We start from the raw sequence: 14,787 nt of genomic DNA, 5'->3' as shown, positions 1-14,787 counted from the left end.
CACGCAAACCGATCACCTGCTTTTGCTTACACTCTCCCCATGGAAGACACCTGCCACTACGCGATCGAGATCGAGGTCTCGCCTCGTTTCATCGACGACCAGTCGGCCCCTGAAGACGGGCGCTTTGCGTTCGCCTACACGATCCGCATCCACAACCGCGGCACCATGCCGGCACGGTTGATCAGCCGTCATTGGCGCATCACCGACGGCGAAGGCCGGGTCGAGCACGTCGATGGCGAAGGCGTGGTCGGCGAACAGCCGCGGCTGCGCCCCGGCGAGGAGTTCCGCTACACCTCCGGGGTGATGCTGGGTACCGAGCGCGGCACCATGCAGGGCCATTACGACATGCTGGCCGATGATGGCACCGAGTTTGCCGCCACCATCGCGCCGTTCGTGCTGACCATTCCAAGGACGCTGCACTGATGGCGACCTGGGCAATCGGCGACTTGCAGGGCTGCTACGACGTCACCCAGCGTTTGCTGGAGAAGATCAACTTCGATCCGGCCAGCGACAGGCTGTGGTTCGCCGGCGACCTGGTCAACCGCGGCGGCCAGTCGCTGGAGACGCTGCGGCTGGTGCATTCGCTGCGCGAGCACAGCGTCACCGTGCTTGGTAATCACGACCTCTCCTTGCTGGCCATCGGCGCCCGCAGCGAGGAGGAGCAGCGCAAGGTCAACCCGGACCTGCAGCGCATCGTGCTGGCCGAGGACCGCGACGTGCTGCTGGAATGGCTGCGCATGCAGAAGCTGGTACACGTCGACCGCGAGCTGGGCTGGATGATGTTCCATGCCGGGCTGGCACCGAAGTGGACCGTGGCTCTGGCCGAGAAGCACGCCCGCGAAGTCGAGCAACAGCTGCATGGCAATGGCTATCGCAAGCTGTTCCGCAACATGTACGGCGACAAGCCGGCATGGTCACCGGGGCTGAGCGGCTACGACCGTTCGCGCGCGATCATCAACATCTTCACCCGCATGCGCTACTGCACCCCCAGCGGGCGCATCGGCATGGAAGACAAGGGCACACCGGGCACGCAGCCGCAGGGCATGTATCCCTGGTTTGAAGTGCCAGGCCGCGCCGAACGTGAGTTGAAGATGGTCTGCGGCCATTGGTCGGCGCTGGGCCTGACCATCACCCAGGGCGTGCATGCCATCGATACCGGCGCGGTATGGGGCGGCAAGCTCACCGCGCTGCAGCTGGACAGTGAAGACCTGCGCGTGGTGCAGGTAGCGGGCCGCGACGTACCCGCGCCGGTGCCGGGCCAGCACCCGCCGCGCAAGCCGCGTGCCGAGGCCAAGGCTGAAACAAAGCCCGAGGCGAAGGCCGAGACCAAGACCGAGCCGCGCACTGAAGCCCCTCGCCCCGAGCGCAGCGGTGAACAGCGCCGTCGCTCGCGCCGCCACCGCCCGCGCGGAAGAAATGGCAATGGCAACAACAACGGCAACAACAGCACGCCCACGCCGGACAACAACGGACCGGCTGCATGAGGGTTTGGCCATCGGCACTGATGCTGATGGTCATTGCACTGCTTGCGGGCTGCCGTCCGCAGCCCGACGGCAGCGAAGCAAACCCACCGCCACAGGCGGCCAACGAACCTGCGCCGCAAGTCATTTCACCTCCGCTGGTTGCGGCCGCACGGGCACAGATCGGGGTAACCACCCGCTACGACCCGGCCTATTTCTCACTGAGTTACCCGAACGGCGATCCACCGCTTGATCGTGGTGTCTGCACCGACGTGGTGATCCGTGCGCTGCGCACGCAAGGTGTTGACCTGCAGCAGCGCATCCACGAGGACATGCGCGGGAACTTCGCTGCCTACCCGCAGCTATGGGGACTCGCGCGCGCGGATCGGAACATCGACCACCGCCGCGTACCCAACCAGATGCGCTGGTTCCAGCGGCAAGGCTGGGAGTTGCCGATAAGTACCTTCGCTGATGACTACGCTGCCGGCGACATCGTGGCGTGGAAACTCAATGGCAATGGCCTGCTGCATGTAGGCATCGTTTCCGATCAGCGCCTGCACGACGGCACCCCGCTGGTGCTGCACAACATCGCGCAGGGGACGCAGGAGCAGGATCTGTTGTTCCGGCACACGATCATTGGGCACTACCGGATGCCGGGGTGATGGGCTCTGGTGCGAGGCTCTGGAAGTCTGGTGCGCAGAGCAAAGTGCGAAGAGCTACCCCTCCCCAGCCCTCCCCTTGGCTGCGCCAAAGGGAGGGAGCTGATCTCGCCGGCTGCACCATCTTGCGCACCCCCTCCCTTTGGCGCAGCCAAGGGGAGGGTTGGGGAGGGGTAGCTTTTTAGCTTCAGAACGGCTCAGCGCCGCACGTAATGCACAAACCGGAACGCAAACGCATGCCGCTCATCGGCTGCATGCGCTTGGCTATCCACTTCCCGCCACAGCGCCGGATCCACCTCCGGAAAATGCGTATCGGCGTTCACTTCGGTATCCACCCAGGTAAGGTGCAGATCAGTGGCCTGATCCAGCAACAGCCGATAGATCTCACCACCACCAATCACGCACAACTCATCGGCGCCCTCGCCGGCAGCAATCGCCCGCGCCTCATCCAACGAAGCCACCGCACGCATGCCGGCAAACGGCACCTGGCCGCTACGGGTCAACACCAGATTGGTCCGCCCCGGCAGCGCGCGACCCAGCGACTGCGCGGTCTTGCGCCCCATCAGGATCGGCTTGCCAAGGGTCAGCGCCTTGAAGTGCCTGAAGTCATCCGGCAGATGCCACGGCATCGCATTGTCATGACCAATGCCACGATTGCGATCCAGCGCGGCAATCATCGACAGCTTCATCAGACCGCCACCGGCGCCTTGATTGCCGGATGCGGGTCGTAGCCGTCGATGCGGATGTCATCAAACTGGAAGCCGAACAGGTCGCTCACTTCCGGGTTCAGCCACAGCTTGGGCAGCGCGCGCGGTTCACGTGACAGCTGCTCGCGGGCCTGCTCGTAGTGGTTGGAATAGATGTGCGCATCGCCCAGCGTGTGCACGAAATCGCCCACACCCAGCCCAGTCGCCTGCGCCACCATATGCGTCAACAACGCATAGCTGGCGATGTTGAACGGCACGCCGAGGAAGATGTCGCCGCTGCGCTGGTAAAGCTGGCAGCTGAGCTTGCCTTCGACCACGTAGAACTGGAACAGGTTGTGGCAGGGCATCAACGCCATCTGCGACAGCTCGCCCACATTCCAGGCGCTGACCACCAAGCGGCGCGAATCCGGGTTGCGCTTGATCTCGTCCACCAGCCATTGCATCTGGTCGATCTGCCGGCCATCAGCGGTGGCCCAGCTGCGCCACTGCTTGCCGTAGACCGGGCCGAGGTCGCCATTGGCATCGGCCCATTCGTCCCAGATGTTGACCTTGTTGTCCTTCAGGTAACCGATATTGGTATCGCCCTTCAGGAACCACAGCAGCTCGTGGATGATCGAGCGCAGGTGCAGCTTCTTGGTGGTGACCAGCGGGAAGCCCTGGTTGAGGTCGAAGCGCATCTGCCAGCCGAACACGCTGCGCGTGCCGGTGCCGGTGCGGTCGGACTTCTCGGTGCCGTGCTCCATCACATGCTGCAGCAGATCCAGATAGTGCTTCATGCCTTCTTCTCTTCCAGTGGGAGCACCGGCTGCAACACCGGCGCGCGGCGCGACATTGCCAGCAACACCAAGCCCAGCACGATCAACGGCAGGCTCAGGATCTGGCCACGGGTCAACCAATCAAACGCTACGTACACGCCGTTGTCGGGCATGCGCACGAACTCGACCAGGAAGCGGAAGCCACCGTACATCAGCGCGAACAGGCCGGACACCGCGTAACGCGGACGCGGCTTCATCGAGTAGAACCACAGCACCAGGAACATCACCAGGCCTTCCAGCAGTGCTTCATACAACTGCGAAGGATGGCGGGCGTACTGGGTGAGCAGGCCGGCAGCATAGTCCTGCTGGATCTGCGCAGCGGACAGCAACTGTTCCATCGCCGGCAATCCAGCCGGAACATCCTTCAGCGGCGAATGCGGGAAGATCACGCCCCAACCTGCATTGGTGAACTTGCCGTACAGCTCACCACCAATGAAGTTGCCCAGGCGGCCGAAGCCCAGGCCCAGCGGCACCAGCGGTGCAACGAAGTCGATGGTGTCGAAGAAATGCAGCTTGTGCTTGCGCGTCCACCACCAGCCAGCGATCAACACACCAAGCAGGCCGCCGTGGAAACTCATGCCGCCTTCCCAGACCCGCAGCAGGATCAGCGGATTGGCGAGGAAGTCGGCGGTTGCGTAGAACAGCATGTAGCCGATGCGTCCGCCCAACACCACGCCCAGCATCGCGTAGAACAGCAGGTCGGAGAAGCCGTTCATGTCCACGCCCGGCAAACGCCCGGCGAGGATGCGTGAGCGGCCCAGCCACCAGGCAGCGGCAAAGCCAAGCAGGTACATGATGCCGTACCAGTGCACATCGATCGGACCCAGCGAGAAAGCGATGGGGTCTATGTCATGAAGAAAGAGCATGCGGGCACTGTCAGGCGAACCAGCCCCTATTCTCGGGGTAGCGGCCCTTGCCACTCAACCCATGGTTCAGCCGAACACCTGCGGGCGGTCAGGTAGCTCGTTGCGGGTGCGCCCTGCCGGGTCGGGTGGAAAGTGCGCCGACAGCAGCTGCGAGACCTCGGCCACCGCCGCCAGCACCGCTTGCTCGCGGGTATTCCCGTTCAGCTGCTCGCGCAGGTGATCGCAGATCAGCTGCCATTGCGCGGCATCCACCCGCGCCTGCAGGCCACGGTCGGCGACGATCTCGATGGCATGGTCGGCCAGCAGCAGATAGATCAGCACACCGTTGTTGGCTTCGGTGTCCCAGGTGCGCAGCAACGCGAAGGCATGCTCGGCGCGGGCACGGGCGCTGGTGTTGTTCCATAACAGTGCCAGCGGCAGATCGGACTCGACCGCGAACATCACCTGGCCGCTGTGCAGACGCTCACCATCGGCAATGGCGTGGGCGATCCGGTCCAGACTGGCCTCCGGGAATGCGGCATGCGCGGAAGGAGCAAAGAAATGTCGTAACCAGCGCATCACCAGCTCCCCGAGGCGCCACCGCCTCCCGAACGTCCACCACCACCGCCCCAACCGCCACCTCCGCCGAAGCCTCCACCGCCTCCGCCAAAGCCGCCGCCACCGAAGCCGCCTCCGCCGCCCCAGCCACCGCCGCTGGCGAAACCGCCGCTGGAGCCCTTGCCCAGCGACAGCAGGAACGCCACCAAGCCAGCGATGCCGCCGCCAACCACCGACAACAGCAGCCAGCCGGCAGCACCGGCGACCAGTCCAGATACCACACCACGAATCGGCCGCGGCAGCTTGGCCAGCAGCATGCGCATGAAGGTGGAAGCAAACACGCCAATCATGATCGCGAAGAAAAAGATCGAATCACCGCTGCCCCCGCCACCATCACGGTTGCTGCTGACCGGCGTCGGCAGTTCCTCGCCATCGATGATCTTGACCAGCACGCCGCTGGCGGCAGTGATGCCGCCGGCGTAATCGTTCTGGCGGAAGTGCGGCACCAGGTATTCCTGGATCACCCGATTGGCAATGGCATCCGGAATGGCACCCTCCAGGCCGTAACCCGGCTCGATCCGCACCCGCCTGTCGTCCTTGGCCACCAGCAACAGCACGCCGTCATCCACCCCCTTGCGGCCAATCGCCCACTGGTCGAACACACGGGTGCTGTACTGGGCGATGTCCTCAGGCGCGGTGGTCGGCACGATCAGCACCTGCAGCTGTGCGCCCTTGCGCTGCTGCAGGGCAATGGCCTGCTGCTCCAGCGCCTGCTTCTGCGCCGCATCAAGCGTGCCGGTGGTATCGACCACCGGCGAGTCCAGCGGCGGGATCGGCGCCAGTTGCTGGGCCAGCGTCGGGCCTGCCCAGCCGAGGCCGAGCAGGCACAGCAGCAAGCTGAAGCGCTGCAGCAGTGCGCTCATCGCGCGCGGCTCACTGTGCCGGCGCGGGCTGCGGCGGCGTCTGCTGCGGCGCTGCCGGCTGGCTGCCGAAGCTCACGGTCGGCGGTTGCGCAATCTGCGCCTCGTTGTCGACGGTGAAATTGGGCTTGGCCGCATAGCCGAACATCTTGGCGGTGATCACCTGCGGGAACGAGCGGATATAGGTGTTGTAGTCCTGCACCAGCTGGATATAGCGGCCGCGGGCCACGGTGATGCGGTTCTCGGTGCCTTCCAGCTGCGCCTGCAGGTCACGGAAGTTCTGGTCCGACTTCAGCGTCGGGTAGTTCTCGCTGACCACCAACAGGCGTGACAGCGCGCTGCCCAGTTCGCCCTGGGCCTGCTGGAACTGCTTGAGCGAATCGGCGTCGTCGGCATTGACCTGGATCTGCCCGACCCTGGAACGGGCATTGGTGACCTCGGTCAGCACCTGCCGCTCCTGCTGGGCATAGCCCTGCACCGTATTGACCAGGTTGGGGATGAGATCGGCACGGCGCTTGTACTGGTTGACCACCTCGGACCAGCCGGCCTTGACCGCCTCATCCTTCTGCTGGATGGCGTTGTAGCCACAGCCGGAAATGGAAATCACCGCGATGACAAGCAACATCAGGCGAAGGTACTGGCGCATGGGTCGGACCCTGGGTGGCTGGAGTGCCGAGCATGCCACGTTGCCTGTTCAAGGTTTGCAAAGACCGGTGGCGGCAGCGCCCCCGGACAGCCTGTTGTGGGAGCGGCGTCAGCCGCGAAGCAGGCGTGGCTGTGGTTGCGGGGATATCCGCAATCTCAAGGATGGCCTGCTTCGCGGCTGATGCCGCTCCCACAAAAGAAAAAGGGCCAGCAATGCCGGCCCTTTCAGGTCAGGTTCTCGGCCGGGGATGCCGGCCGATCAAACACTTACCAGTTGTCCGAGCCCGGCACGTGGTGGGCCTTGGCATTGCGCCGCATCAGCAGGTTCAGCCACTCCACCAGCACCGAGAAACCCATCGCCGCGTAGATGTAGGGCTTGGGCACGTGCACGTCCAGGCCGTCCAGCACCAGCACCGCACCGACCAGCAGGATGAAGGCCAGCGCCAGCAGCTTCACGGTCGGGTTGGCATCGATGAAGCGACCCAGCGGGTTGGCCGCCAGCAGCATCACCGCAACCGACAACAGCACCGCGCAGACCATCACCGGCACATGCGAGGCAATGCCGACCGCGGTGATCACCGAATCCAGCGAGAACACGATGTCGATCACTGCGATCTGCGCGATCACCATGCCGAACGACGACGCCACCTTGGTGGTGGTCGGGTCTTCATCTTCGCCGCCGGTAACCAGTTCGCGGATCTCCTTGATGCCCTTGTAGAGCAGGAACAGGCCGCCCACGATCAGCACCAGGTCACGGATGGAGATGCCCATGCCGGCCACGTTGAACAGGTTCTGCTCCATGTGTGCCAGGTAAGCCAGCGAGATCAGCAGCAGGATGCGGGTGATGCAAGCCACCGCGATACCGACGCGACGCGCCAGCGGGCGCTTCGCTTCGGGCAGGCGCCCGACCGCGATGGAGATGAAGACCAGGTTGTCGATACCGAGCACGATTTCCAGTGCGCTGAGCATGAACAGGGTGACCCATACGTTCGGGTCGGCAAGAAACTCAAGAGACATGCGATCAATCCTTCAATAAAACCAATGCATCAGCGCCACCCGGCAGCTGACTTGTCAGAAAACGCGCGGCAGCAGGATCAGGCCCCAGCACAGCAGCACGTTCATCATCAGCACGAATACCGCCGCCGAACCCATGTCCTTGGCGCGGCCAGCCAGCACGTGGTATTCCGGGCCGTAGCGCTCGATCACCGCTTCGATGGCCGAGTTGGCCAGCTCCATGGCGATCACCAGCAGCATCGAGCCGATCATCAGCACCCGCTCCACCGGGCTCTGACCCAGCCACAACGCCAGCGGCGCCAGCACCACGAACAGGCAGACCTCCAGGCGGAACGAGGACTCGTGCAGCCAGGCCGCTTTCAGCCCCTGCCACGACCACTGTGCCGCCTTGAGGATGCGCGCTGGACCGCGTGGCATATGCCCGATCTGGTCAGCCATGCGACACCTTGCCGTTTGCCGCAGCGCGGCCGAACAAAAGCCTGGAGCCTGAACAACCGCCCATGGAGATGACACCGGTAGCCTGAGATTAGCCGCCAATTTTGCCACATCTGGCCGTTGCTTACCGAGGCCCGGGGCCGGCCGGGCTCAGCGGTAATAGACCGTTGCGGTGGTGCCCTGCCCTTCCTGGCTGGCCAGCTCGATCCGCCAGCCGCAGCGTTCACACAGCCGCCGCACGATCGGCAGGCCCAGGCCCACCCCCTGTTGGCGACCGCCCTCGGCGCGGTAGAAGGGCTCGAAGATCCGGCCCAAGGCCTCGCTGGCCATGCCGATACCGGTATCGCGGACCACCACCTGGCCGGGCGTCACCCGCACTTCCACCTCGCCCGCATCGGTGTAAAGGCAGGCGTTGCGCAGCAGATTGGCCACCACCACGTGCATCACCCGCGGCGGCGCCATCAGCATCTGCTGGCCCTCCACCAGCACCCGCAGCTGCACCGGCTTGCCCTGCAGCAGTTCCTCGACGTTGGCAGCCTCGTAACGCACCACCTCGCCAACATCGAACAGCTCCGACTGCGGCTCCACGTCCGCCTCGCGGGCCAGCAGCAGGAAGGCATCGATCACCGCCTCCATGTCCCGGCCGGCACGCTGGATGCGCTGCAGGCTGCGCTGCAGGCGTGGCGTCAGGCCGGAGTCGGCCAGCGCCATGTCGCTGGCCATGCGGATGACGGTCAGCGGCGTGCGCAGCTCATGGCTGGCATCGCGGGTGAAATTGCGTTCGCGCGCGACGTGATCGCCGACTTTGCCGGCCATGTCGTGCAAGGCCAGCGCCAACTGGCGGGTCTCCCCCTGCACCTCCGGCGGCAGGCGCTCCGGCGCCAGTTCCCGGGCATCGGGATGACGCGGGTCCCACAACGAAACCCGTCGCGCCAACCAGCTGACCGGCGACACCAGCCGCGACGAGGCGCGATAGGTCAGCCACGACACCGCGTGGATTGCCAACAGCACCAGCAACACCCCGGCCCAGATGGCCGCGCGGTGCGCTGGCGAGCGCTGGAACACCAGGTACAACCGGCCCTGGGCCTGCTGGTCCACCAGCACCAGTTGATCGGACGACTCCAGCTCATGGAAACCCGGTGACAGCGCGCGCAATGGCGCCGGAACAGCTGCATCAGCCTGCCCGGCAGGCTGCAGATAACCACGGATGTTGAGGGTATTGGGCGGCGCCAGACCCGGCGCCTGTGCGCTCTGCTGCCAGTAGTACTGTGCTTCGTTCTGCAGGACCGTATTGATCAGACCGTACTTGACCACCAAGGCCATCAGGTAGCCACCAAGCAACACCGCCAGACTTGCCAGCAGCGCCTGCACGATGAATGCCTTTCTGATCTTGCGCGGTAAACCGTACGGCATGCGCCCCCCTCGAAGCCCGCGTGATTATAGGGACTGAAGCCGCGTAACCGCAGGAATACCCGACAAGAAAAAACCGCCGCGACTGTGATGGTCCACGGCGGTCTTCAACTACAGGCGCCAAGCAAGCGGCTGCAGGTCACCCCATCGATTGCCCGATGTCGGCAATCCGGTAACCCGCGCTCTGCACGGTGTGCAGCAGCGGCCGGTCGAACGGTTTGTCGATGATCTTGCGGAGGTTGTACAGATGGCTGCGCAAGGTATCCGAATCGGGCAGGCCATTGCCCCAGATCTCACGCTCGATTTCCTGGCGGGTCACCACGCGCGGTGATTCGCGCATCAGGATGGTGAGCAGGCGCAGGCCAATCGGCGACAACTGCAATTCGCTGCCGGCACGGGTGGCACGCATGCTGACCGGGTCCAGCACCAGATCGGCAACTTTCAGGACCTCGGCCCCCACCTGGCGGCGTTCGCGTCGAATCAGCGCACGCAGGCGCGCTTCCAGCTCCTGGATCGCGAACGGTTTGGTGAGGTAATCGTCTGCGCCGTAGCCAAGCCCGGTGAGCTTGTCGTCCAGCGTGTCGCGTGCAGTCAGCATCAATACCGGCGTTGACTTGCGCGCCTCGTTACGCAGGCGTCTGCACACTTCGATGCCATCCAATCGCGGCAGCATCAAGTCCAGCACCACAACGTCGTAACTGTTCTCGGCAGCCAACCGGTAGCCGTCCAGGCCATCGGCTGCGTAGTCCACCTCGAAACCCTTGCCTTCCAGATATTCGCCAATCATCTCGGAGATGTTGCGGTTGTCCTCGACGACCAGTACCAACCCGGACGATTCCTTTGTCTGTCGCATGGAGCCTCCTTAGTCTTCAGCTTTGTGAAAGATGCCGCACTCCTGGTGGATTCCGTGTGAAGACGCGCTGCGCCTCAATTCGTAACAATTGAAACTTGTTTTTCGGGACAAGTGTTTGCGCATCCGCGGCCTATGCTATCGACCCGCATCGATGAAACTGGACATGGCCGCGCCTTCCTTTACCGCCTATCTGTACCCGGTACTGCTACTGGTTGCCAGCAACGTATTCATGACGGTGGCCTGGTATGGCCACCTGAAATTCAAGACCGCGCCGCTGATGACGGTGATCCTGGTCAGCTGGGGCATCGCCTTTTTCGAGTACTGCCTGCAGGTTCCGGGCAACCGTATGGGCAGCGCGGTGTATTCGGCACCACAGCTCAAGGGCATGCAAGAGGTGATTACCCTGGTGGTGTTCGCGGTGTTTTCCGCTACTTATCTGGGGCAGCCGCTGAAGTGGAATCACTGGGCGGCGTTCGCCTTGATCCTGCTGGCTGCGTTGCTGATGTTCAAGGAATAAGCCCAGAGCATGTGGGCCTGACGGATGTGGGAGCGGCAGCCCTTGCTCCCTCCCTTTGGCGCTGCCAAGGGGAGGGTTGGGGAGGGGTCAGCTCCTGGCCCCTGATGTTGCAATGGCTTCGCGGCTTACGCCGCTCCCACAAGATAAAAAAACCAGGCAAGGCCGACTTACTTGGCCGCTTCCACATACTTCGCGAACACCGCATCGATCTTGCCGGTATCCACTGCCGCGCCGCCCTGGATCTCTTCGGCCTGCTGGAACAGCGGCATGATCATCGCCATGCCATCGAGCTTGGTCTTCAGGTGCACGCCCGGCGGCTGGCCAAGGAAGCCATCCCAACGCTGGCGTACCTGCGCCCAGAACGGCGCGGTGGCAGTCCAGTAGTCGCGTGCAGGCTTGAAGTCCACTTCGGTGGTCTTGATGTAGTCGTTGAAACCGAACTCGCGCGCGATCTCCACCTGGCTGCCGTCCGCATTGCGCTGCACCTTGGTGTTGAACTGCTCGTGGGTCCAGCCGTTCGGGGTGAGCGTGTGCTGGTTCACCACTGCCAGCGCGTTGTAGTCGCTGCGCTTGGTGTACTCGCGGCGCGGCAACGGGCGCCAGCTCAAGTCGCTGGTCCAGGTCGGCACATTGTTGTTGTAGCTCCAGCGGCCGGTACCGCAGTAACGCGGCGCATCGCTCACTTCGTAGACGCACTGCGTCCAAGCACCCTGGTTCAACGCGGCCGGAATCGCGCGCACCGTCCAGGTCTGCTCGGCAGTGAACTCGAAACGCTGCGCTGCTTCGTAAGCCCAATCCTGTCGCCAATGCTTGGTGACGTGGCCGCTCTTGGTATCGACCAGCAGGTGCTGCAGCACGATGCGCTGCGGGGTGTCCTCAACGACGATCACCACTTCATCACCACCACTGCGCATCGCCGACGCGCGTTCGTAGCCGGGCTTGAGCAGCACGGTCTCATCGAAGGCGAAGTCCACCGTGTACTCACCCTGCATCTTCAGGATGCTGTCGTGGTCACGGGCAATATCGGCTGGAGCGGCGCTGGCGGCGGTGCTGACAAGAATCAGCAGCGGCAGGCTGGCGGAAAGCAGCTTCATGGGTGTTCCTCATGTGGATGAAAGGGATGGCCGTCCATGGCCACGATGCGCTCCTTCGCCGGCTCCTGGAGGAACCGCTAACGTTGTTGCTTACCAGGACACCGAGACGCTGGCCGATACGGTGCGCCCCGGGTTGCTGAAGCGATCGATCACGCTGCTGCTGCCGGCCAGCGTCGAGGTGATGCTGGACCAGTCGATGTAGTTGCGATCGGTGAGGTTGAACACGCCGACATTGAACTTGGCCCCCGGTGCGAAGTTCCAATGCGCCATCAGGTCCATCACCCCGTAACCGGCCGGACGATACGCCGTGGCCACCGCAACGCGGTCCTTGCGGCGGGCGAAGGTGCCAGCCAGTTCCACGCCCCAATCGTCGCGGTCGTACATCAGGCCGACCGTTCCACGCAGCGGATCCACCGAATCCAGCGGCGTATCTTCAGTACGGTTCTGCCCATGCGCCCATGCCACCGCGCCGCGCAGGCCCCAGCCCTTCAGCGCATCGCTGACCTGGCCGAAATCCACGCCGGCCTTCAGTTCGGCGCCATAGATGCGCGCGTCAGCGATGTTCTGCGACTGGAATACCATCAGGCCCTGTGCGTTGACGCCTACATAGCGCTGCGACTCGATGAAGTCGCGGTAGTCGTTCCAGTAGCCGCTGACGCTCATGTAGGCGACCGGGCTGACATAGCGCACGCCCAGCTCCACACCATTGCTGGTTTCCGGCTTCAGGTCCGGATTGGGGATGGCGGTGTAGCCGAACATCAGGTTGGTGAAGCCCAGGTTGACATCGTTGTACGGCGGCGAGCGGAAACCGTGCGCGTAGCCGGCGAACAACGACCACTGGTCGTCGAAGCGCCACACCACACCCAGCTTCGGCGACACGCTGGTCTTGGTCAGCGAGGCCACCGCCATGTTCGGGTTGTCTTCCCTGAAGATCGTGTCCAGTTCGGGCTTCAGCCGGTAATGGTCAACGCGCAAGCCCGGCACCACCGACAGGCGACCATCAGCCAGGCGCATTTCGTCCTGCACGTAGAGACCGAGTTCGGTGGTCTTGCTGATCGGGAAATCGCGCACCGGGAAGTTGTCCGGCGAGATGTTGGAGCTGACCGTGCCGTTGGCCAGCACCTGGTAGCCATCACGCTTCTGGCGGATGTCGGTGACCGCGCCATCGAAGCCCCAGGTCAGTGCATGCGCGACCGAGCCGGTCTCCAGCGCCTTGTTGAACTGCAACTGCGCACCGTAGACGCGCTGGTCGAAATGGAAGGCGCGATGACGGCGGCTGCCATTGGTGCGGCCTTCGTCGGTGACCTGCCTGGTTTCGCTGTTCTGGCTGTAGATCTGCCAGTTCAGGCTATCGGCGAACGCGGCATCCAGCGCATCCATTTCATGGGCGAAGGACAGCCGCGTGCGGCTCTGCGTGTCATGCGCCTTCATGCTGGTGGTGGTGCGCGAGGCCGCTACCGGGTGCTTGTCGTTGACCGAGGAGAACACGTCGGTGTCGGTGGAGTCCTCGTTGCCTTCCACGGTCAGGCGGAAGCGCTGGCTTTCGTCCGGCGCATACACCAGCTTGGCCAGCACGCTGCGGCCATCGCGATCCTGCGGGTTCGGCGCGGTGCGGGTGTAGTCCTTGCTGCGCACGTCACCCTTGTTGACCGTCTCCTGGCCCTGGTGGTGGTTGACGTTGACCATGCCGCTCCAACGCTCACCGCCCCACGCTGCGGTTGCACCGGCCAGCAGGCCCTTCCACTCGCCGTCATAGCCGAATTTCAGGCCGACATAGCTGTCCTTGCCGTCCTTCAGATAGTCGGCCGGATCCTTGGTGACGAACGCCACCACGCCGCCCAATGCGTCCGAGCCGTACAAGGAGCTGGCCGGGCCGCGCACGATTTCCACGCGCTTGAGCGTTTCCAGATCGGTGAAGTTGCGGTTGCTGTTGGCGAAGCTGCCGATGTTGAAACTCTTCGGCATGGCAATGCCGTCGGTCTGGATCAGCACGCGGTTGGCGTCCAGGCCGCGGATGCGGAAGCCACCCAGGCCAAAGCGGGTGGCGCTGCGGGTGACCGACACGCCCGGCTCGTAGCGCACTAGATCGGAAATATCGTTGGCCAACTGCTTGTCCAACTGCTCGCGGTCGATCACATCGACCGTGGCGGCAACATCACTGACCGCACGCTCAGTACGGGTAGCGGTGACCTGGACGCGGTCGAACTCATGGGCGACGGGCGCGGCGACGTTTTCAGCACGCGCCGGAGACAGTACCGCCCACAGGGCAGCACTCAAGACAGTTGGACGGATCATGGAGGCCTGGAATCATGGAGTGAACAAAACCCCTGGCAGGCAGCCCGGTTGCCGGAGCAACCAGACTGTAGCCAAGGGGGGAGAGAGCTGTGCGTTCCTGGAAGCCAAGCGCGCCAACGCTGGCTGCGGCGAACGCGGCCGTGCAGCGACTTATTTGGTGAGGATCAGCTTGTCGTTGCTGGTGTGCCGCAGGCGATAGAACTTGTCGCCGTGCTGGATCACGATCTCGCGTTGGCCCTTGAGCAGGGCGCCGCTATCGACAACGCCATCGACCGGCAACAACTGGACCGGGCGCTGCGGCAGGTGGAGGGTGCGGGGGCGAAGCATAACGGGCTGGGCCGACATCATCGTGATTCCGTGCTGGGGACGGAGTTGATGATAATGATTCTCAATAACGATGCAAGAACTATTTACAACAAGTTCGCGAATAGCCACAGAGCCCTGCAAAACAGGGTCATCGTTCCACCCGTAGTGCCGAGCCATGCTCGGCAGCACCTTGCCAGCAGGGTTTCAGGCCGGTGTTTGTTGGATTTGGGGAATTTGTGGGAGCGGCGTAAGCC

17 protein-coding genes are annotated in these 14,787 nt (G+C 63.7%); 4 read left to right on the top strand and 13 right to left on the bottom strand.

Features of this window, described 5'->3' with window-relative positions; translation table 11 throughout:
- Window positions 1–39: 39 nt before the first annotated feature.
- From apaG to ACVOLV_RS05180, 3 genes are read left to right on the top strand one after another with little or no spacing between them, the layout of a single operon-like run.
- Window positions 40–423 (top strand): Co2+/Mg2+ efflux protein ApaG, encoded by a 384-nt coding sequence (gene apaG, locus ACVOLV_RS05190; RefSeq protein WP_481553471.1) that lies wholly within the window; start codon window positions 40–42, stop codon window positions 421–423.
- The gene (locus tag ACVOLV_RS05185) at window positions 423–1,484 is read left to right on the top strand and encodes a symmetrical bis(5'-nucleosyl)-tetraphosphatase (protein WP_481553470.1); all 1,062 of its coding nucleotides are present in this window, start codon (window positions 423–425) and stop codon (window positions 1,482–1,484) included. The genes apaG and ACVOLV_RS05185 overlap by 1 nt, the downstream gene beginning before the upstream one ends.
- The gene (locus tag ACVOLV_RS05180; RefSeq protein WP_481553469.1) at window positions 1,481–2,122 is read left to right on the top strand and encodes a DUF1287 domain-containing protein; all 642 of its coding nucleotides are present in this window, start codon (window positions 1,481–1,483) and stop codon (window positions 2,120–2,122) included. Before ACVOLV_RS05185 ends, ACVOLV_RS05180 begins: the two co-directional genes overlap by 4 nt.
- A gap of 194 nt (window positions 2,123–2,316) precedes the next feature.
- Here ACVOLV_RS05180 and ACVOLV_RS05175 read toward each other — a convergent pair whose 3' ends face one another.
- The 10 genes from ACVOLV_RS05175 to ACVOLV_RS05130 form a co-directional block, all read right to left on the bottom strand.
- On the bottom strand, window positions 2,317–2,808 hold the full coding sequence (locus tag ACVOLV_RS05175) for a dihydrofolate reductase (RefSeq protein WP_481553468.1): 492 nt from the start codon (window positions 2,806–2,808) through the stop codon (window positions 2,317–2,319).
- Window positions 2,808–3,602, bottom strand: a complete 795-nt coding sequence (locus ACVOLV_RS05170) for a thymidylate synthase (protein ID WP_481553467.1) — start codon at window positions 3,600–3,602, stop codon at window positions 2,808–2,810. Before ACVOLV_RS05170 ends, ACVOLV_RS05175 begins: the two co-directional genes overlap by 1 nt.
- The gene (gene lgt / locus ACVOLV_RS05165; RefSeq protein WP_481553466.1) at window positions 3,599–4,507 is read right to left on the bottom strand and encodes a prolipoprotein diacylglyceryl transferase; all 909 of its coding nucleotides are present in this window, start codon (window positions 4,505–4,507) and stop codon (window positions 3,599–3,601) included. The genes ACVOLV_RS05170 and lgt overlap by 4 nt, the downstream gene beginning before the upstream one ends.
- Window positions 4,508–4,573: 66 nt before the next feature.
- Complete coding sequence (locus ACVOLV_RS05160) at window positions 4,574–5,065, bottom strand: TPM domain-containing protein (RefSeq protein ID WP_481553465.1); 492 nt, start codon at window positions 5,063–5,065, stop codon at window positions 4,574–4,576.
- Window positions 5,065–5,967, bottom strand: a complete 903-nt coding sequence (locus ACVOLV_RS05155) for a TPM domain-containing protein (RefSeq protein ID WP_481553464.1) — start codon at window positions 5,965–5,967, stop codon at window positions 5,065–5,067. The genes ACVOLV_RS05160 and ACVOLV_RS05155 overlap by 1 nt, the downstream gene beginning before the upstream one ends.
- A 10-nt stretch (window positions 5,968–5,977) precedes the next feature.
- Window positions 5,978–6,610 (bottom strand): LemA family protein, encoded by a 633-nt coding sequence (locus tag ACVOLV_RS05150; protein WP_481553463.1) that lies wholly within the window; start codon window positions 6,608–6,610, stop codon window positions 5,978–5,980.
- A 266-nt stretch (window positions 6,611–6,876) separates the two neighbouring features.
- Complete coding sequence (locus ACVOLV_RS05145) at window positions 6,877–7,626, bottom strand: TerC family protein (protein WP_481553462.1); 750 nt, start codon at window positions 7,624–7,626, stop codon at window positions 6,877–6,879.
- A gap of 54 nt (window positions 7,627–7,680) precedes the next feature.
- Entirely contained in the window at window positions 7,681–8,061 is a 381-nt protein-coding gene (locus tag ACVOLV_RS05140) for a diacylglycerol kinase (protein WP_481553461.1), read from the bottom strand.
- A gap of 147 nt (window positions 8,062–8,208) precedes the next feature.
- Window positions 8,209–9,471: a sensor histidine kinase gene (locus ACVOLV_RS05135; protein WP_481553460.1), complete on the bottom strand. Its 1,263-nt coding sequence runs from the start codon at window positions 9,469–9,471 to the stop codon at window positions 8,209–8,211.
- Window positions 9,472–9,607: 136 nt separating this feature from the next.
- Window positions 9,608–10,321: a response regulator transcription factor gene (locus ACVOLV_RS05130; RefSeq protein WP_057630720.1), complete on the bottom strand. Its 714-nt coding sequence runs from the start codon at window positions 10,319–10,321 to the stop codon at window positions 9,608–9,610.
- Between the two features lie 163 nt (window positions 10,322–10,484).
- Here ACVOLV_RS05130 and ACVOLV_RS05125 point away from each other — a divergent pair, with 163 nt between their 5' ends.
- Window positions 10,485–10,838, top strand: coding sequence for a DMT family protein (locus ACVOLV_RS05125; RefSeq protein WP_303748945.1), 354 nt, complete (start codon window positions 10,485–10,487; stop codon window positions 10,836–10,838).
- A gap of 167 nt (window positions 10,839–11,005) precedes the next feature.
- Here ACVOLV_RS05125 and ACVOLV_RS05120 read toward each other — a convergent pair whose 3' ends face one another.
- The 3 genes from ACVOLV_RS05120 to hemP form a co-directional block, all read right to left on the bottom strand.
- Window positions 11,006–11,932 (bottom strand): DUF6607 family protein, encoded by a 927-nt coding sequence (locus tag ACVOLV_RS05120; RefSeq protein WP_481553459.1) that lies wholly within the window; start codon window positions 11,930–11,932, stop codon window positions 11,006–11,008.
- 90 nt (window positions 11,933–12,022) lie between these two features.
- Window positions 12,023–14,227: a TonB-dependent hemoglobin/transferrin/lactoferrin family receptor gene (locus ACVOLV_RS05115; RefSeq protein ID WP_481553458.1), complete on the bottom strand. Its 2,205-nt coding sequence runs from the start codon at window positions 14,225–14,227 to the stop codon at window positions 12,023–12,025.
- A gap of 150 nt (window positions 14,228–14,377) precedes the next feature.
- Window positions 14,378–14,572, bottom strand: a complete 195-nt coding sequence (gene hemP / locus ACVOLV_RS05110; RefSeq protein ID WP_282273037.1) for a hemin uptake protein HemP — start codon at window positions 14,570–14,572, stop codon at window positions 14,378–14,380.
- Between the last annotated feature and the right edge of the window lie 215 nt (window positions 14,573–14,787).

Source organism: Stenotrophomonas sp. STEN023 (assembly GCF_056760135.1).
Note: the sequence above shows the minus strand (reverse complement) of the source record. Positions and strands in the feature narration are given on the sequence as shown.